The organism is Burkholderia sp. PR2, assembly GCF_052372875.1.
GTDB classification, from domain to species: Bacteria; Pseudomonadota; Gammaproteobacteria; order Burkholderiales; family Burkholderiaceae; genus Burkholderia; species Burkholderia diffusa.
The window spans coordinates 1,581,730-1,600,165 of the sequence record NZ_JBQRWH010000001.1; the positions used below are offsets into that span (position 1 = coordinate 1,581,730).

The window sequence follows — 18,436 nt, forward strand, 5'->3', positions numbered from 1 at the left end:
ATCACCCGGCGTCCGCTTCGCGCACCGCGCGTACGAACGCCGCCATCCGGGCGTGATCCTTCACGCCCTTCGCGCCGTCCACTTCGATGCCGCTCGAGACATCGACAGCAAACGGACGCAACTGGCGGATCGCATCACCGACGTTTTGCGCGTTCAAGCCACCACTCAAAACGGCCCGATGCGCGAGCTCTGCGGGAATAAGTGACCAATCGAAGACCTTGCCGCTACCGCCGTAGTCCGGCACCAGGGTGTCGAACAGGAGGCCGCGCGCTTTCGAATAATGAAGAGCCAATTCTACCAAATCGGCCGGCTGCGTCGAGGGGCCGACGCGCACCGCGCGCAACCACGGCAGGCGTGCCGCGCGGCCGAGGGCGTCGCACTGCCCGGGCGTCTCGTCGCCGTGGAATTGCAGCATCGTGAGCGGCACGTCGCGCACGACCGCGTCGATCTCGGCTTCGGTCGCGTTCACGAACAGTCCGACCACCGACACGAACGGCGGCGCGAGGCGTGCAAGCTCGGCTGCCTGCGCGATCGACACCGCGCGCGGGCTCTTCGGATAGAACACGAGGCCGATCGCGTCGGCGCCGAGCGCGGCGGCATGCAGCACGTCCTCGGGCCGCGACAGGCCGCACAGCTTGATGCGCGTTCGCGGTGCGAGGCCGCCCGCGGCGGGAGTCGAAGAAGACACGGCGTGATTCGTCATGGTTGTGGGTCCAGGTCGGCCCAGACGCTGCTCCACGGCACGCTGCCGAGCTGCGCGGGCGGGACGGCGAATTCCGCCGGGTAGCCGACATGGGCGAGGTACAGCCCGTCGGCCATGAACGTGGGCGCGGCGAGATTGCGGTCGCGCCCGGCCAGCACGTCGGCGAGCCAGTCCGCCGGGTAGCGGCCGCGGCCGACCGCGACGAGGCAGCCCATCAGGTTGCGCACCATGTGGTGAAGGAACGCGTTCGCGCGGAAGCGGAAATGAATGAAGTGGCCCGCACGCCGCACGTCGATCTGGTACAGGTGTTTGACCGGCGTTTTCGACTGGCATTCCGACGACCGGAACGACGAGAAGTCATGCTCGCCGATCAGGTGCGCGGCGGCGGCGCGCATGGCGTCGTCGTCGAGCGGCGTGTGGATCCAGCCCGCCCGGCCAGCCAGCATCGGCGAGCGCACGGGATGTACGTACAGCGCGTAGTAGTAGGTGCGTTCGAACGCCGAGAAACGCGCATGGAACGTGTCCGGCATCGGCTTCGCCCACTGCACGGAAACGGTCGGCGGCAGGAACGCGTTGGTACCGCGCACCCACGAGAAATCCGCGCGGTCGAGGTCCGTGTCGAAATGCGCGACCTGCCCGAGCCCGTGCACGCCCGTATCGGTCCGTCCCGCGACCGTCGTATGCAGCGGCACGCACGCGAATTCGCCGAGCGCGCGCTCGAGCGCGTCCTGCACGGTCTTGCCGTGCGGCTGCGCCTGCCAGCCACAGAACGCGGCGCCGTCGTACTGAATCCCCAGCGCGATCCGCATCACGCCTCGTCCGCCAGTTTCGCGAGCAGCGCGCGCGCATCGTCGCGCGTCGCGGCGTCGTTCGCATCGACGACTTCCTGCAGCAGCGTGCGCGCGCCGGACAGGTCGCCCAGCTCGACGTACTCGGATGCGAGATCCAGCTTGTTGCGCGCGATGCGCGCAAGCTCTTCCGGTGTCAGCGCGGGCAGCACGGCGCCCGGCGCGGACGGCAAGTCGAGATCGAAATCCAGTTTCAACGCACCGAACTGCGCGCCGCCGAGCGGCGGCAGCGACGACGGCGCGGATGCGCCACCCGCGTGCGGCGCGGGCGTTGCCGCATCCGGATCCCAGTCGAACTCGTCGTCCTGGTCGGCCGGGTGTTCCGGTGCCGGATCGTTCGCACCAACGGGCGGGTGCGACGCGGGTTGACCGTTAGTTGCGATTCGATTGCTCTCGACTTGCTCTTCCCGGGCGGCCGGCTCTTCCGCCGCACGCGGCGGCAGCGGCATGTCGAGGCTGTTCAGCGCGCTGATCGCGTTCTGCAACAGCGCCGCGTGCTGCGCGTCGTGCGTCGCCGGCGCGGCAGGTGCTTCGATCGGCTCACCCGGGGGTGTCTCCGCGATGGGCTGCGCGTCGTGCGGTGCCGCCTCTGCGGCGCCCGCCAGCGCGGCAGGCGCTTGCTTTTGATCGTCTTGCGTCGTTGCCGCTTCCGGCGACGAAGGCACGTCGAGATCGCGCGTTTCGGCCACCTCTGCCGCTACCGCGGCGGCCGAAACGAGATTCACATCGGCGGCTGCGTCGCGTGCGACCGGCGTCTCGGGAAGAATCGGCGGCACGGGTTCGACGGACGACGAGGCGCTGGTATCCGAAGCAGCCGCCCCGCCGGATTCCGGAGTGAGCGCATCGGCGCGCCGCGCTTTCCGGCGCTTGCGCCACGCAAACCCGGCCGCGAGAACGACCACGGCCGCGCCGGCCGCCGCGGCCGGGCGCCAGTCGATCTGTTCGGAACCACGCACGGACGGCGTCGCCACCACGGGCACGGCCGGCTGCACGGATGCCGATGCCGGCTGCGCCGCACTGGCGGCCACGCCGGACGCCGCCTCGCTCGCGGCGGGCGACGACGCGGCAGCAGATGCGCCGTCATTCGCAGCGGGACGGGGGGCAGCAGGCGCCGGCGCGGGTGCAACGTTGTTCGTCGCGGCCGGCTTGCCAATGCCGTGTTTCTGCAGCTCCATCAGCACGCGGTTCTTCAGCGCGAGCAGTTGCTGCAGGCTCGACGGCCGCGGCTGCGATGCGCCCGCGATGGGTGCTGCCGCGGACGGTTCGTGCATGCCTTGAGCCGGGCCGCCCTGCGCGGGCGGGATGGCGGCATCGCTCGCGGACGACGGGGTCGCGGACTGAATCGCGCCGCTCCACACGTGCGGCCCGCTTGCACCGGCCGCAGGCGCGGCCGGCTGAACCGGTTCGACCGTCGACGCGCCATGCGCGGCGGATGCTGCGGACGCGCCGGTCGAAGCCGACGCCCCTGCCACGACCGCCGCCGCGACGCTTGCGCCGCTGACCGGTGCCGCGTGCGCAGCCGGTGCGGCCGGCGCCGTTTGCACGGCCGACCCCGGATGCGGCGCGGACGCACCATGCTGCGCAGCCGCGACCGTACCCGACGCGGCGGCCACCGCGGATACTGCCGATGCACCGGAAGCACCGGCCGCCGCGAGCGCCGCGCCCGTCGCGTCGAGCGCCGGCACCGTCAGCGTCGCGCCGACTTTCAGGCGGCTCGGATCGTGCTTCATGAATGCCTGCGGGTTGGCGTCGAACAATGCGCGTCCGGCGCGCGCGAGCACGCCCGGATCGTGCGACTGCGTGGCCGCCTTCGCGAGATCGTTCAACGACTGGCCCGGCTGGACCGTCACGGTAAGCGGCGCGGGACCGCCTGCGGCGGAAGCCGGCAGTTCGACGGCGCCGGTCGCCCAGGCCGACGCGGCCGCGCCGAGCGCCAGGATCGCCAGCGCGCCACGCACGGCGCGCGACAGACGGGACTGACGCGGAAACAAGGAAATTCGGGACATCGTAGACTCAATCGCCGCGCGCGGGCGCGGCTCGGATTCGCGTAGGGAAGCGTCAATAAAATCGCCGCAGAAATGCAAAAGCGTCGCGCTGAACGCGACGCTTTTGGCGACTCCGCGCGTCGTAACCGCATAGTTTACTTCACGCGATCGGGTTCCGGCCGAATTCGTCGCCGGCGGATGCGGCCGTCCATGCCGGCGCATCGGCGCGACCGTTACCCGCACCGCGCCGCCGGCGCGCAAATCGCGCGACGGCCACGCCGATCCTCACCATCAATCGCGCACGGCAGTTTTATCAAAAATGGATCATCAATCAATGAAAATTGTGGCAACCGCATCGCCCCCGACATGAATTCATGTCCGTATGGATCGCGTCCCGTCCCGCTCACAAGCGTCTCGGGGTTTTCGCGCGTATGCCGCGGCGCCAACCAATAAAAAAACGCCTGCCGCCCCGCGAAGGGCTGGCAGGCGTTTCGCGTCGCGCGCCGACGGGGCGCGCGCGGCGCAGCCCGATTCTTACTTGTCGAGCAGGATGCGCAGCATGCGGCGCAGCGGCTCGGCCGCGCCCCACAGCAGCTGGTCGCCGACCGTGAACGCCGACAGGTATTCGCCACCCATCGAGAGCTTGCGCAGACGACCGACCGGCACCGTCAGCGTGCCGGTGATCTTCGCCGGCGACAGGTCGCGCATCGACGCTTCGCGCTCGTTCGGCACGACCTTCACCCAGTCGTTCGCCGACGCGAGGATGCCGTTGATTTCGTCCAGCGGGACGTCCTTCTTCAGCTTGATCGTCAGCGCCTGCGAGTGGCAGCGCATCGCGCCGATCCGCACGCACAGCCCGTCGACCGGGATCGAACCCGGCTCGCCCATGGCCGGCTTGCCGAGGATCTTGTTGGTTTCCGCGCCGCCCTTCCACTCTTCCTTCGACATCCCGTTGCCGAGATCCTTGTCGATCCACGGAATCAGCGAACCCGCGAGCGGCACGCCGAACTGGCTCGTCGGCATTGCATCGCTGTTCATCGTCGCGAGCACGCGGCGGTCGATGTCGAGAATCGCGGAAGCCGGATCGGCGAGCTGTTCCTGCACCGAACCGTGCAGCGCGCCCATCTGCGACAGCAGTTCACGCATGTTCTGCGCGCCCGCGCCCGATGCGGCCTGGTAGGTCATCGCCGTCATCCAGTCAACGAGGTTCTCGCGGAACAGGCCGCCGAGCGCCATCAGCATCAGGCTGACCGTGCAATTGCCGCCGACGAAGTTCTTCGTGCCCTTGACGAGCGCGTCCTTGATCACGTCGAGGTTGACCGGATCGAGGATGATGACCGCGTCGTCCTGCATCCGCAGCGACGAGGCCGCGTCGATCCAGTAGCCGTTCCAGCCGGCCGCGCGCAGCTTCGGGAACACGTCGTTCGTGTAGTCGCCGCCCTGGCACGTGATGATCACGTCGCACTTCTTCAGCTCGTCGACGTTGGTCGCGTCCTTGAGCGTAGTCTCGTTTTTCGCGAACGACGGCGCCTTGCCGCCCGTATTGCTGGTGCTGAAAAACACCGGCTCGATCAGGTCGAAATCACCTTCTTCCTGCATGCGCTGCATCAGCACGCTGCCGACCATGCCGCGCCAACCTACGAGACCTACGTTCATGACTAACCCTTTGAATGGAGCTTCCCCGCCATTTCCGCCCCCGGCGTGACCGCGCGGGGAAACAGGCGGGCACGACGGACGATCAGCGTTTAATGATCGTTTTCGTGGTAATGGTGTTCGTGATGACGATGGCGCGCGTACCCGCACGGGCAGTGTTGCCGTGGAGTTTCAGGACCGGGGAGATCAGGGAAATCAGCGCCATCGTTCGAGTCTACACAAAGCCGGTTGGCCGCACAACGGCCAACCACGCGCGAACCGGCCGATTTCGCGGCCCGTTCGCGCCCTTTCCACAATTCACTGCATTACTGCATTGCCGTGCGCGTTACAGCGCAGCGACCACCGCGTCGCCCATCGCCGCCGTGCCGACCTGCTTGCAACCCGGCGTCGCGATGTCGCCCGTGCGATAGCCTTGTTCGAGCACCGTTTTCACCGCGTGCTCGATGCGATCGGCCTGCTCCGCGCGATTCAGCGAGTAGCGCAGCAGCATCGCGGCCGACAGGATCGTCGCCAGCGGGTTCGCGATGCCCTTGCCCGCGATGTCCGGCGCCGAACCGTGCGACGGCTCGTACAGGCCCTTGTTGTTCTTGTCGAGCGACGCCGACGGCAGCATGCCGATCGAGCCCGTCAGCATCGACGCTTCATCCGACAGGATGTCGCCGAACATGTTGCCGGTCACGATCACGTCGAACTGCTTCGGCGCCTTCGCGAGCTGCATCGCCGCGTTGTCGACGTACATGTGCGACAGCTCGACGTCAGCGTATTCCTTCGACACGTCGATCATGATGTCGCGCCAGAACTGCGACGTTTCGAGCACGTTCGACTTGTCGACCGACAGCAGCTTCTTCGCACGCTTTCGCGCGGCCTGGAACGCGACGTGCGCGATGCGGCGCACTTCCGGTTCCGAATAGCGCATCGTGTCGAAGCCTTCGCGCTCGCCGGCGAACGGGCCGTCGGGAGCAGCGCGCACGCCGCGCGGCTGGCCGAAGTAGATGTCGCCGTTGAGTTCGCGCACGATCAGGATGTCGAGGCCTGCGACCAGCTCGGGCTTCAGCGGCGACGCGTCGACGAGTTGCGGATAGCAGATCGCCGGACGGAAGTTCGCGAACAGCTCGAGATGCTTGCGCAGCCCGAGGATCGCCTGCTCGGGGCGCAACGCGCGCTCGAGCGAGTCGTACTTCCAGTCGCCGACCGAGCCGAACAGGATCGCGTCGGCTTCCTTCGCGAGTTTCAGCGTCGCGTCCGGCAGCGGGTGGCCGCTCGCCTCGTAGCCCGCGCCGCCGACCGGCGCCTGTTCGAGTTCGAACTTCTCGTCGAGGGCGTTCAGCACCTTGACCGCTTCGTTGACGATTTCCGGACCGATGCCGTCGCCGGGCAGCACTGCAATCTTCATGCGTTATTCCTGACTGGGTAGGTATGAATGGCAGGTCGGCGAGCGCGTCATGCACGCCCGCCCGGAGGCAATCTCAGCCGACCAGCTTGTTGTTGAGCCACGGCTGCTTCGCGAGCCGCTCGGCTTCGAACTGGCGGATCTTGTCCGCGTGACGCAGCGTCAGGCCGATGTCGTCGAAACCGTTCACCAGGCAGTACTTGCGGAACGCGGTGATGTCGAACGCATACTCGCGGCCGTCGCCCGTGCGCACGACCTGCGCGTCGAGGTCGATCGTCAGCTGATAGCCGTTGAACGCGTACGTCTCGTTGAACAGGTGATCGACCTGCTGCTCGGTCAGCACGATCGGCAGCAGCCCGTTCTTGTAGCAGTTGTTGAAGAAAATGTCGGCGAAGCTCGGCGCGATGATCGCGCGGAAGCCGTACTGCTGCAGCGCCCACGGCGCGTGCTCGCGCGAGCTGCCGCAGCCGAAGTTCTTGCGTGCGAGCAGCACCGATGCGCCCTGGTAGCGCGGCTGGTTCAGCACGAAATCCGGGTTCAGCGGGCGCTTCGAGTTGTCCTGGCCCGGCTCGCCGTGATCGAGGTAACGCCATTCGTCGAACGCGTTCGGACCGAAGCCCGTGCGCTTGATCGACTTCAGGAACTGCTTCGGGATGATCGCGTCGGTGTCGACGTTCTCGCGATCGAGCGGCGCCACGACGCCGGTATGCACATTGAATTTTTCCATGATCCGTCTATCCGGTTGAGGGGCCGGCATTCAGCCGGCGCACATCGACAAATTCTCGGCGGATGTCACTCCGCGGCGCGCTGCAGCGCGTTGCCGGCGGCATTGACGTCCTGGCCGAAGCCTCGGACGGTATTGCAGCCCGCAAGGCCGACGCCCAGCCCCGCAAGCGCCAGCGCGGCAACCAGCCGCGCGATGAGCTTCGATGCCGTCACGCGTTACCCCAGCTTGCGAATGTCGACGAAATGGCCTTCGATCGCCGCCGCCGCCGCCATCGCGGGGCTCACCAGGTGCGTGCGGCCGCCCGCGCCCTGCCGGCCTTCGAAATTGCGGTTCGACGTCGACGCGCAGCGCTCGCCCGGATCGAGCCGGTCGGCGTTCATCGCGAGGCACATCGAGCAGCCCGGCTCGCGCCATTCGAAGCCCGCATCCGTGAACACCTTGTCGAGGCCTTCGCGCTCGGCCTGCGCCTTCACGAGGCCCGAGCCCGGCACGACCATCGCGAGGCGCACGTTCGATGCGATGCGGCGATTCAGCTTCTTCACGACGTACGCGGCCGCGCGGATGTCCTCGATGCGCGCGTTCGTGCACGAACCGATGAAGATCTTGTCGACCTTGATCGACTCGATGGGCGTGTTCGGCTCGAGCGCCATGTAAGCCAGCGCGCGTTCCATCGCGTCGCGCTTGACCGGATCCTTCTCGCGCTCGGGATCGGGCACGCGACCGTCGATCGACGTGACCATTTCCGGCGACGTGCCCCACGTGACCTGCGGGACGATCTCGGCCGCGTTCAGCTCGACGACGCGGTCGAACTGCGCGCCTTCATCGGACTTGAATTCGCGCCAGTACTCGACGGCCTGATCCCATTCCGCGCCGGTCGGCACGAACGGACGGCCCTTCAGGTAATCGATCGTCGTGTCGTCGACGGCGACCATGCCCGCGCGCGCGCCGGCTTCGATCGCCATGTTGCAGACGGTCATCCGGCCTTCCATCGTCAGCGCACGGATCGTCGAGCCGCCGAATTCGATCGCGTAGCCCGTGCCGCCGGCCGTGCCGATCTTGCCGATGATCGCGAGCACGATGTCCTTCGCGGTACACCCGCGCGGCAGGGCACCCTCGACCTTCACGAGCATGTTCTTGCTCTTTTTCTGCAGCAAGGTTTGCGTCGCGAGCACGTGCTCGACTTCCGACGTGCCGATACCGTGCGCGAGCGCGCCGAATGCGCCGTGCGTCGACGTGTGCGAATCGCCGCAGACGATCGTCATGCCCGGCAGCGTCGCGCCCTGCTCCGGCCCGATGATGTGCACGATGCCCTGGCGTACGTCGTTCATCTTGAACTGCGTGATGCCGAAGGCGTCGCAGTTCGCGTCGAGCGTGTCGACCTGCAGCTTCGAGACCGGATCGGCAATGCCGTGGCTGCGATCCGTGGTCGGGACGTTGTGGTCCGACACGGCCAGGTTCGCGCTGATGCGCCACACCGGGCGGTGCGCGACGTTCAGCCCTTCGAACGCCTGCGGGCTCGTGACTTCGTGCAGCAGCTGACGGTCGATGTAGAGCAATGCCGTGCCGTCGTCCTCGGTGTGGACGACGTGGGTATTCCACAGTTTGTCGTAGAGAGTCTGTGCCATGGGTATGCGGGGTCGTTGTGACTACAAGCCTTGCGGATGCGGTCGATTATGCCACGCAGAACGCGCCACGGCGCAGGCCAGACGCGAAAAAACCCATTAAAAACAGTGGTTTGGCTGGTAGTGCCAATACCTGTATCGGCATTACCAGCCAAACGGCGGCATCGGACGCCGCGACGCCCCGCGCTCGCGATGTTCGCCTCGAGGCCGGTTCCGGCATACGATGGGACGACGTGCATTCGCACGTCCCAACGGTCCCGACCCGGAGCCCACGACGATGAAGCTCGGCATCACCCCATCGCTCGCCCGCCTGGACGACGAAGGCACGCTGTTCACGACGCTGTTTCGCCACGGCACGCTCGACGTCGAGCTGTACCGTCCGCGCGGCGAGGACCTGCAGACGCCGCATACGCGCGACGAGGTCTACGTGATCGCCGCCGGCACCTCCCGCTTCGTCGTCGACGGGCGCGAATGCAGCGTCGCGACGGGCGACGTGTTGTTCGTCCCCGCATTCGCGTCGCACCGTTTCGTCGGCTTCTCCGACGATTTCTCGACCTGGGTGTTCTTCTACGGCCCCGAAGGCGGCGAACGCGACGAGCGCGGTGCGTGACGCGCGGCAAGCGCCGCGCTTCCCGCACGATCTCCTAGACTGTCTATTCGCAACGGGCGGCGCGGCCGCCCTCCCCGCCATCACGATGCGCGCATCGCCCGGCGCATCGACCGGACAGGAGCACGGCATGCGATACGAACTTTATTACTGGCCAGAGATCCAGGGCCGCGGCGAATACGTGCGGCTCGCGCTCGAGGCGGCCGAGGCCGACTATGTCGATGTGGCGCGCGAATCGGGGCGCGGCATGGGCGTATCGGCAATGATGCGGCTGATGGACAGCACGAAGGCCGAATGCGTGCCGTTCGCGCCGCCGTTCCTGAAGGCCGGCGATGTGCTCGTCGGACAGACCGCGAACATCCTGCTGTTTCTCGGCGCGCGGCTCGGGCTCGCGCCCGACGACGAAGCCGGACGGCTGTGGGTGCATCAACTCCAGCTGACCGTCGCCGATTTCGTCACCGAGATCCACGACACGCATCACCCGATCGGCAGCGGCCTGTACTACGAGGACCAGAAAGCCGAGGCCGCCGAGCGCGCGGCCGATTTCCTCGCGCACCGCCTGCCGAAGTTCCTCGGCTACTTCGATCGCGTGCTCGAGCAGAATCCGCACAAAGGCGGCTATATCGCCGGCGGCGCGCTCAGTTATGCGGACCTGTCGATCTTCCAGCTGATCGAAGGGCTGCGCTACGCGTTCCCGAAGGCGATGCAGCGCGCGGAGCGCAAGGTCGAGGGGCTCGTCGGCCTGCACGACCGCGTTGCGCGGCATCCGCCCGTCGCGCGCTATCTGGCGTCGGCGCGCCGCATCCCGTTCAACGACATGGGGATCTTCCGGCACTATCCGGAGCTGGACCGGTAGCGCCGGACGCCACGTCAGTCGCCGTAGCGATAGCGGCTACGCATCGCGTCGAGCGGATTGCCGTCGGCGAGCGTCCCGCCGAGACTGCGGATCACCGCGCTCGCCGCGTTGATCGCGGTCTGCACCGCGCCCTCGATCCAGCCGCCCGTGAACGAGCAGCAGCAGCCGGCCAGGTAGATGCCTCGGTCCGACGACGGATCGGCGGCCGTCTGGAACTGATAGAACAGCGCCTGCGAGTGAATGTCCTCGCCCGGATAGTTCAACTTGAATGCCCCGAGCGCATAGCGGTCCGACAACCAGTCGTGGCTCGTGACATTGCGCGCGTAATCGTCGTCGAGCGGACGCAAGTGTGCGGCGAACGCCGGCGAAACAATGCCGATCTCGGCGACGAGACGCTTGAACCGCTCGACCTTGTCGGTGAGCGACAGGATCTTGTGCGAATCGTCCTCCCACGTGTAGCTGATCAGCACGACGCCGTGCGCGTCGGGATCGTCGGGCGCGTAGTCGAGACAGTAGATGCCGCGCGCCAGCGTGTCCGTCTGAATGTTGTGCGGCAGCCCGTGCTTGAGCCAGAACTTGTCGCGGGTCAGCACGAACAGCTTCGACGAGCTGACCATGTGCGTCTCGTTGATCGCGCGAACGACGTCCGGTGCGAACAGGTTCGCGATGCCGGTGATGCCCATGCCGACCTGCATCGCCCGCGTCGTGGTCGCGACGATCACGCGGTCGAATATGTGCGTCGCTCCGTCGTCGAGCGTGAGCGCAAAGGTGTCGTCCGGCTGCTTCGCCACGTGCCGCACGGCCGCATGGACGATGCAATCGCGTACCCGCACGCCGTCCCCGCCATCGTCGAGCAGTCCCTGCGCGAGCGCGAAGATGCCGGCCGGGATAAGCCGCTGGTCGACTTCGAGCTCGTTGACCACGATCCGCAGGATTTCGAGGAACGATGCGCGATAGACCGGCTGGAAGCCGCCCGAGCCGATACCGAGCGTGCCGAACAGGCGCAGGTCCTCGCCCTTGCGCCAGCGCGCGCCGCCCGGCGGCGTCGCGCCCGTGAAGATCTTGACGATCGCCGAGTAGAACGACTCGTCGCCGAATCGGTCGATGTACTGCTGCCAGCCATGCCGCGCCTCGTCGTAGCGATGCGCGCGCAGCAGCGCTGTCAGTTCGGCCGGGGCGGGCAGCTGCGTGCCGTCGTCGAGCCGCACGCCGTCGCGAATGAACGCGCGCCAGCCGCGGTCGACGCGATCGAACAGCGCGGGAGGCGCATCGCCCGCGGGCCAGCGGTACGCACGGCCCTGATAGTGGATCTCGGTGTCGACGATGCCCGGATCGGGAAACGCGGATGCACTGTCGACGCCGAATCGCTCGAGATAGTGGTAGAGCGCGGCCTGCGACGGCGGGAAACGCATCGCGCCCATTTCGGCGAGCAGGTGCGGATGGGCCGGATTGATCGACTGCGACAGCAGGCGCCCGCCCACGCGCGCGCGGTTCGCCTCGAACACGACGACCTGCCGTGCACCCGCGCGCAGCAACTCGCAGGCGGCGACGAGACCGCCGACGCCCGCGCCGACGATCGCGATCCGCGCGTCGCGTGCGCACTGCGCCGGCAGCGTGCCGAGGTGCCCGCCGGTGCGCGACAGGAAGGCGCCGTAGTCGTACAGCGTGTCGATGTACGGCAACGTGTGCGTCAGGAATTCAGGAGCATTCATGTGGTCGGGAACGAAAAAGGACGTGCTGGCCGCACGCGGTCAGACAGGCAGGTGGATGCTGCCGTGCGGCGCGTCGGCATTGACGAGATCGACACGCTTCACGCGGATGCGCAATGTGTCGTCGCATACCGCAAGTTCGTGCGTGTACCAGCCGGCGAACAGCGTCTGCTCGTCGCGTCGCGTTTCGACGTAGTGAAACGGCGTGCGCAGCACATAGGCGCCGCGCCCGTGGTCGGCCTGATCGACATGCGGCTGCTGGAGCAGATGATGACAGCGACTCGCCGGCTGCTGCGAGAACGTCCGGCGCCCGGCCAGCCGCTCGATGCGGATGCGCAGCAGCAGCCGGTCCTCGTCCATCAGCGCGCCGTGCAGCCCGGTGTCGGGCTGATCCGGCGACAGTGGCATCCAGTAACGCGCGTCGTCCGCGTAGAGCGCGAGCCATTCCTCATAGCGCCGCTCGTCGAGCAGGCGTGCCTCGCGATACACGAACGCGACGAGCTCATCGTTTGGAAATGCGCGCATCTGCGGCCTCCTGCGTCGATACGGGCGCGATGTACTGCAGCCATGCCCGGAACTGGTTGCGGATCTGCTGCTCGCTGGTGCCGTTCGTTTCCGACGTCGGCTGCGCGAATTCCTGGGGATCGAACAGCCGCCCGACATGCACCCAGTCGCGCGCCTGCGTGGCGAGGCCGCGCTGTGCCCGTTCGTACATTTCGAGATCGTCGTGCGCGACGATCGACGTCGGCGCGTTGATGAGGCGGTTGTAGGCGAGCGTGCGCTCGAACAGCGAATCGGGCGCGCCGACGAGACGAAACGACCACGACTCCACCAGCGTGCGGTCGACCGCCAGCGGCTTGAATACGCGCAGGATCTGGATCGGCCCTTTCACCATCGCATTCGGAAACAGCACCGTGTTGTGACGCACCTCGCCCAGAATCCGCGCGGCGCGCGCTTCGCCGTAGGCCGCGATCATCTTCTCGTGATAACCGGGAATCGGCGTGTAGCGCGCGTGAATCGAATCGGCGGTGCCGGTGTGACCATGTCCGTTGGGCCACACGCGCAACCCCATCTGCTCGAAGAACGCGTGCGGCTGGATGAACGGCTCCAGCAGCTCGACCGCCATCGGCTTCGCCTGCTGCGTGCCGTCACGCTCCCACACGCGCACGGCCGTGCCGGCCGACGACTCGTGCGCGACCATCGGATGACAGGTGTCGGTCTGATTCTCGACCAGCATCTTCCAGTTGCATCCGTGCACGTAGCGGAACACCCCGCCCGCGACTTCCACGCGCCCTTCCGGCGAACGATCGACGAGGTTGTCGAGCGACGACAGCGCGTTGCCGAAGTACGCATCGAAATCGACACCGGACTGACTGAGGCGGCAGAACACGAAACCGCGATGCTCATGGCTCGCGCCGACCGCCTGCATGCCCTTGCTCGCCTCGCACGATTCGAAGGCCGTGTTTTCGTAGCCGCGCCGCAGCGGAATCGCGTAGAGGCTGCCGTCGGTCCGGTACGACCATGCGTGGTATGGGCACCGGAAGAATGTGCCCGTGTTGCCGCAGGCATCCGTTACGAGCTGCGTGCCCTTGTGCGAGCAGCGGTTGTGCAGCACCCGCACCGAACCGTCGACGTGGCGCACCATCACGACCGGCTCGGCGCCGATCGTCGTCGTCACGTAGTCGCCCGTGGCCGGAATCTGGCTGACGTGGCCGACATAGACCCAGGTGTTCCAGAACAGATGGCGCATCTCCAGCTCGAAGATGCGCGGCGACAGATAAAGGTCCTTGTGCACCTCGGTATCGCGCACGAGCGAAGCCACCGCATCGGTGAACGATGGTGCCGTCATGCGCGCCCCCGACTGCGGACGCGATGCGGCCGCGCGTCCTCGCGACGCGCAATGTCGATTGCTTTTATTGTCATCTCTCAGGTTCTGGTTGGTATGCCGCTCGGAGGAGCGTGTGCCTGCCGCCGCGCGACGGGCGGCAGGCGTTACGGGTAACGGTCAGCCCGTCACCGGCGTCTCATGCAGGCGCAGCCAGCCGATGCGGCCATCCGTGTCGCGCTCGAACACGACGGTCGAACGGCGCACGGTTCGCCGCCCTGCTGCGTCGGTCTGCGTCTCGCGATAGGCGATCGTCGCGCCATCCTGCCACGCGCTCACTTCGTGCAGTTCGTCGATCGCGATCCGCAGGCCGGGCCGCGCGCCGAAGCCGCGCGAGAACAGGATGTCGATATCCGCGTAGTCGAGCGCATGGCCGTGCAGCGAGATCATCGAGAAGTCCCGCGAAAACCGCGCGAGCAGCGGCGCGAGCCCGTCGCGCGCCGCGCTGCCGGACAACCATTGCTCGATGTCGACGTGTGCGTCGACCACTTCCTGGAAAAACGGGTTTGACGAATTCATCTCGAAACTCACGAACGTTGAGAAGCCGCACGCCCGGCGGGCGCACGGTGCGCGGCGAGGCGCGCGACGAACGGCAGCGGCAGCAGCGTCGCCAGGGTGGCCAGGCCGAAACATTGCCGGTACGGCAGCGGCCCGTCGTCCCCGTGCATCGACAGCAGGAAGTTCAACGCGCTGCCCAGCACCGCGACGCCGAGGCAGAAGCTCAGTTGCCGGTTGATGTTCCAGAGCGCGCTCGCGTCGCCCATTCGCGCGGCGGGGACATCCAGAAACGCCGCGCTTTGCGACGTGCTCGTACACATGCTGGCGCCGAGCCCCATCGCGACGAACGCGAGTACGCGCCCGGCCTCGAAACCGGCAAGCGGGGTCGCGAGCAACACGATCCCAAGCGCGTCGATCGCGATCCCGCACATGAACAGCGGCTTCGGCCCCCACTTCGGGAAACAGCGGCGCGTCGTCGCGATCGCGACGAACGACGCGATCGCCCATGGCACCATCAGCGCGCCCGTGTGCGTCGCGCTGAGCCCGAGCGCGTTCTGCAGATACAGGGCGGCGACGAGGTTCACGCCGGTGAACACGCCCGGCACGCACAGGTAGACGATCAGCCCGATCCGCAGCAGCGGCTGCGCAACCAGGCGCAGGTCGAGCAGCGGCGCAGCAGCCCGGCGCGCGTGCGCGGCATACGCACTGCCGGCGACGAGCGCGATCGCGAGCGCAACGAACGCGTCGCGACCCGCGCCCGGCTGTCCCGCGAACGTCAGGCCGAGCAGCAGCGCAACGAGCGCAACGACGCTCAGCCCGAGGCCGCGCACGTCGAGCGCCGGCGGGCTGCCATCCGGTTCGTCGGCCGGCAACCACGCGAACGCGAGCATGCTCGTGACCGCGGCGAGCGGCAGCATGCCGAAGAAGATCGCCCGCCACGACACGCGATCCACGACCACGCCGCCCAGCGCCGGCGACAGCGCCGGCACGAGCAGCGCGACCATCATCACGATCGACGTCAGGTGCGCCCGCGCATCGGGCGGATACGCGCGATAGGCCATCGTCTGCCCGACCGGGATCAGCAGTCCGCCGCCGAGCCCCTGGATCAGCCGCCATGCCAGCAGTGCGCCGATCGACGCCGACAGGCCGACGCCGAGGCTGCCGAGCGCGAACAGCAGCAGCGACGCGATCAGCAGCCGGCGCTCGCCGAAGCGTCGCGCGAGCCACGTGCCGAGCGGGATCACGACCGTCAGCCCGAGCACGTATGTGTTGCCGATCCACGCCAGTTGCGCGATCGACGCGTGCAGCTCGCGCTGGATCGTCGGATAGGCGGCGTTGATGACGAACATGTTGGCGAGATCGATCGCGAACCCGAGCAGGTAGACGGCGGCGATTTTCGAGCGATCGGTCATGGCGGTGGAAAACGAACGAAACGCCGCAGTGTAAGGTTCGCCGCGCACGTCGATAAGCCCGGCCGGACGGCAAGACTGGTCGAAAAATTTTGACAATCAGGGCACCATGTCGGTTTTCCGTCTCGTATCCGACACGCCATGGTGAGTCTCGATCGTTTCGCCGTCTTCCGCGCCGTCGTGGAAGCAGGGTCGTTTACGGCCGCCGCTGCCCAGCTGAACCAGGCCCGGGCCGCGGTGAGCTTCAACATCAAGCAACTGGAGGCCGAACTCGGCGTCACCCTGCTCACGCGCACCACGCGGCGCGTCGAGCTGACCGACGCGGGCGAGCGCTTCCATGCGCGCTGCCTGCGCGTGCTGGAGGAAGCCGAAAGCGCGATCGAGGATGCGCGCAGCGAGCATGGCGGGATGCACGGCGTGCTGCGGGTGACGTCGACCGTCGAGTACGGGACGATGGTCGTCGCCCCCGCACTGCACTCGTTCATGCAGCGGCATCCCGCGCTGCGCGTGCGGCTCGAAACGCATGCGTCGCAGGTCGACCTGGTGCGCGAGCGCGTCGACGTGGCGATCCGGCTCGGTCGCCTCGAACAGTTCCAGGATCTGCCGTACCGCGGCGCGTGCCTCGCGACGTACGAAGTGCGACCCGTTATCGCGCCGTCACTGCTCGCCGCCGCCGGCCTGTCGCACATCGATTCGCCGGACACGCTCGCCCGGCTGCCGCAGCTCGGCCATACGCGGCTCGAGCGCATCGCCACGTGGCCGCTCGCCGATCGCGACGGCAACCCGCACGCGTTCCGGCCCGGCGCCAAGCCGCGCGTCGTGGTCGACAACGCGTCGGTCCTGCGCGTGCTCGCGCGGCGGGGCAGCGGTGTCGCACTGCTGCCCGAATGGCTCGTGCGCGACGATCTCGCGAGCGGCGCGCTGGTCGATGCGCTCCCCGGCTACCGGTTCCCGCCGCAGGCGGTCTATGCGCTGTACCCGTCAACCCCGCACGTACCGCAGAAAGTACGTGCGTGGGTCGACTTCATGAAGGCATATCTCGCCTGAACGCGGCGTGAACGCGGCAGGAGCGCGGCGACTCACGCGCGCGCCGTATCGTCCCGCAGCAGCGCGTCGATCCGCCGGGCGATCGCGAGCAGACGGCGATCACCGCCCCATGGCCCTTCCAGCATCAGCCCGACCGGCAGCGCCGTTTGCGCGGAGCGTCCGGCCGGGATCGAGACGGACGGCACGCCGGCGAGCGTCGCCGGCGAAGTCTGGCGTACGACACGCGCGAATAGCGCCGCATCCTGCGCAGCGGTCATCGCGGCCGTGTCGTCGAGCGACGGCGGCTCACCCGGCACCGTGGGCATCGCGATGCAGTCGACCGGCGTACCGAACGCGTCGTCGTACCAGCGCACGAGACGCTGACGGCACGCAATCGCGTCCGCATAGGTCTGCGCATCGACCGGCGCGGACACGAACGAACGGAAGATCGCGCGCACGTCGTCGCTCGCGATCCGCTCGACGAACGTGTCGAACGGGATGCCGAGCCGTTCCGTCGCGAAACGGCGCCAGTATCGGTTTGCCTCGTATCCCGCGAGCGGAAAGCCGCATGCTTCGCTGGCGTCGTGCAGCGGCATCGCCGGCAACGGCACGAGCGTCGCGCCGGCCGCCGCGAACGACGCGAGCGCACGCTCGATGCAAGTAGCGACGCCCGGATCGAGCTCGTCGAAGTACGGTGCACCCGGCACACCGATGCGCAACTGCGGCCATTCGGGTGCGGTCGCCGTGCTGTCGTCGCGCGTCAGCACCGCGTCGAGCAGCAGCAGATCGTCGATGCCATGACCGATCGGCCCCACCGTGTCGCGCGTGGGCGACAGCGACAGCACGCCGTGCGCCGAATAGCGCTGCGCGGACGGCCGCAATCCGTAGACACCGCAGAATGCGGCCGGAATCCGCACCGAGCCGCCCGTGTCGGTACCGAGACCGAACGGGATACCGGCCGCGACGGCCGCCGCCGTGCCGCCGCTCGACCCGCCGGCGATATGCCGCGGATCATGCGGATTGCCGACTGCGCCGAAGTGCCGGTTGCCGCTCGTGATGCCGAACGCGAGCTCATGCATGTTCGCCTTGCCGAGCGGCACCGCGCCGGCGTCAAGCAGGCGCCGCACGGTCAGCGCGTCCGCGGCCGCCCGGTAGCCTCGCACCGCCGGGCTCGCGCCGAGCGTCGGCATCCCGGCGGTATCGAGGTTGTCCTTGATCACGAAAGGCACGCCGGCAAGCGGCAGCGCGGCGCCTTCGGCGACGCGCGCGTCGACGTGCTCGGCCGTGCGGCGCGCGAGTTCGCCATTGACGTGCACCATCGCATTGAGCGGCGCGATCGCCGCGAGACGCGCGAGCGCGTCGTCGGCGAGGTCGACAGCGCGGCGCTCGGCCGTGCGCACGGCATCGGCAAGCTCGTGCACGCACGCGGCGGAAACGAATGAAGGGGAAGAAACGCGGGTCGGCTGTGTTGTCATGTTGTGTGCTGGACGCGGAATCGATCGGGAAACGCGCAACGTG

At 67.8% G+C, this 18,436-nt stretch carries 18 protein-coding genes; 3 read left to right on the top strand and 15 right to left on the bottom strand.

Going from position 1 to position 18,436, the window contains the following annotated elements:
- Position 1 precedes the first annotated feature (1 nt).
- The 9 genes from ACT2FV_RS06855 to leuC all read right to left on the bottom strand — a co-directional run bounded on the left by ACT2FV_RS06855 (position 2) and on the right by leuC (position 8,931).
- Positions 2-703, bottom strand: coding sequence for a phosphoribosylanthranilate isomerase (locus ACT2FV_RS06855; RefSeq protein WP_444503508.1), 702 nt, complete (start codon positions 701-703; stop codon positions 2-4).
- Positions 700-1,512 (bottom strand): tRNA pseudouridine(38-40) synthase TruA, encoded by an 813-nt coding sequence (gene truA / locus ACT2FV_RS06860; protein WP_059599546.1) that lies wholly within the window; start codon positions 1,510-1,512, stop codon positions 700-702. Before truA ends, ACT2FV_RS06855 begins: the two co-directional genes overlap by 4 nt.
- Positions 1,512-3,557 carry a FimV/HubP family polar landmark protein gene (locus tag ACT2FV_RS06865; RefSeq protein WP_444503509.1) on the bottom strand — a complete coding sequence of 682 codons (2,046 nt, stop codon included), beginning with the start codon at positions 3,555-3,557 and terminating at the stop codon, positions 1,512-1,514. The genes truA and ACT2FV_RS06865 overlap by 1 nt, the downstream gene beginning before the upstream one ends.
- A gap of 513 nt (positions 3,558-4,070) precedes the next feature.
- Positions 4,071-5,192, bottom strand: coding sequence for an aspartate-semialdehyde dehydrogenase (asd, locus tag ACT2FV_RS06870; protein ID WP_444503510.1), 1,122 nt, complete (start codon positions 5,190-5,192; stop codon positions 4,071-4,073).
- Positions 5,193-5,274: 82 nt separating this feature from the next.
- Positions 5,275-5,394, bottom strand: coding sequence for a 3-isopropylmalate dehydrogenase (locus ACT2FV_RS06875; RefSeq protein WP_151050140.1), 120 nt, complete (start codon positions 5,392-5,394; stop codon positions 5,275-5,277).
- A gap of 120 nt (positions 5,395-5,514) precedes the next feature.
- Entirely contained in the window at positions 5,515-6,582 is a 1,068-nt protein-coding gene (gene leuB / locus ACT2FV_RS06880; RefSeq protein ID WP_444503511.1) for a 3-isopropylmalate dehydrogenase, read from the bottom strand.
- 73 nt (positions 6,583-6,655) lie between these two features.
- A complete protein-coding gene (leuD, locus tag ACT2FV_RS06885; protein ID WP_059599548.1) occupies positions 6,656-7,306 on the bottom strand; it encodes a 3-isopropylmalate dehydratase small subunit in 651 nt (216 codons plus the stop codon).
- Between the two features lie 65 nt (positions 7,307-7,371).
- Positions 7,372-7,518, bottom strand: coding sequence for an entericidin A/B family lipoprotein (locus ACT2FV_RS06890; RefSeq protein WP_444503512.1), 147 nt, complete (start codon positions 7,516-7,518; stop codon positions 7,372-7,374).
- Between the two features lie 3 nt (positions 7,519-7,521).
- Entirely contained in the window at positions 7,522-8,931 is a 1,410-nt protein-coding gene (gene leuC / locus ACT2FV_RS06895; protein ID WP_057923944.1) for a 3-isopropylmalate dehydratase large subunit, read from the bottom strand.
- A gap of 274 nt (positions 8,932-9,205) precedes the next feature.
- On the opposite strand from leuC, the gene ACT2FV_RS06900 reads away from it, so the two are divergent.
- The gene (locus ACT2FV_RS06900; protein ID WP_124628493.1) at positions 9,206-9,538 is read left to right on the top strand and encodes a cupin domain-containing protein; all 333 of its coding nucleotides are present in this window, start codon (positions 9,206-9,208) and stop codon (positions 9,536-9,538) included.
- A 127-nt stretch (positions 9,539-9,665) separates the two neighbouring features.
- On the top strand, positions 9,666-10,391 hold the full coding sequence (locus ACT2FV_RS06905; protein WP_444503513.1) for a glutathione S-transferase: 726 nt from the start codon (positions 9,666-9,668) through the stop codon (positions 10,389-10,391).
- 14 nt (positions 10,392-10,405) lie between these two features.
- On the opposite strand, the gene ACT2FV_RS06910 is transcribed toward ACT2FV_RS06905, so the two are convergent.
- The 5 genes from ACT2FV_RS06910 to ACT2FV_RS06930 form a co-directional block, all read right to left on the bottom strand.
- Positions 10,406-12,103 (bottom strand): flavin monoamine oxidase family protein, encoded by a 1,698-nt coding sequence (locus tag ACT2FV_RS06910; protein ID WP_444503514.1) that lies wholly within the window; start codon positions 12,101-12,103, stop codon positions 10,406-10,408.
- A gap of 39 nt (positions 12,104-12,142) precedes the next feature.
- Positions 12,143-12,625: an aromatic-ring-hydroxylating dioxygenase subunit beta gene (locus ACT2FV_RS06915; RefSeq protein WP_444503515.1), complete on the bottom strand. Its 483-nt coding sequence runs from the start codon at positions 12,623-12,625 to the stop codon at positions 12,143-12,145.
- Complete coding sequence (locus ACT2FV_RS06920) at positions 12,603-13,949, bottom strand: aromatic ring-hydroxylating dioxygenase subunit alpha (RefSeq protein WP_444503516.1); 1,347 nt, start codon at positions 13,947-13,949, stop codon at positions 12,603-12,605. Before ACT2FV_RS06920 ends, ACT2FV_RS06915 begins: the two co-directional genes overlap by 23 nt.
- Before the next feature lie 156 nt (positions 13,950-14,105).
- Positions 14,106-14,504, bottom strand: a complete 399-nt coding sequence (locus ACT2FV_RS06925; protein ID WP_151050128.1) for a DUF4440 domain-containing protein — start codon at positions 14,502-14,504, stop codon at positions 14,106-14,108.
- A gap of 8 nt (positions 14,505-14,512) precedes the next feature.
- The gene (locus ACT2FV_RS06930; protein WP_444503517.1) at positions 14,513-15,895 is read right to left on the bottom strand and encodes an MFS transporter; all 1,383 of its coding nucleotides are present in this window, start codon (positions 15,893-15,895) and stop codon (positions 14,513-14,515) included.
- Positions 15,896-16,033: 138 nt separating this feature from the next.
- Between ACT2FV_RS06930 and ACT2FV_RS06935 the strand changes: the two genes are divergently transcribed.
- On the top strand, positions 16,034-16,939 hold the full coding sequence (locus ACT2FV_RS06935) for a LysR substrate-binding domain-containing protein (RefSeq protein WP_444503518.1): 906 nt from the start codon (positions 16,034-16,036) through the stop codon (positions 16,937-16,939).
- 32 nt (positions 16,940-16,971) lie between these two features.
- Here ACT2FV_RS06935 and iaaH read toward each other — a convergent pair whose 3' ends face one another.
- A complete protein-coding gene (iaaH, locus tag ACT2FV_RS06940; RefSeq protein ID WP_444503519.1) occupies positions 16,972-18,393 on the bottom strand; it encodes an indoleacetamide hydrolase in 1,422 nt (473 codons plus the stop codon).
- Positions 18,394-18,436: the final 43 nt, after the last annotated feature.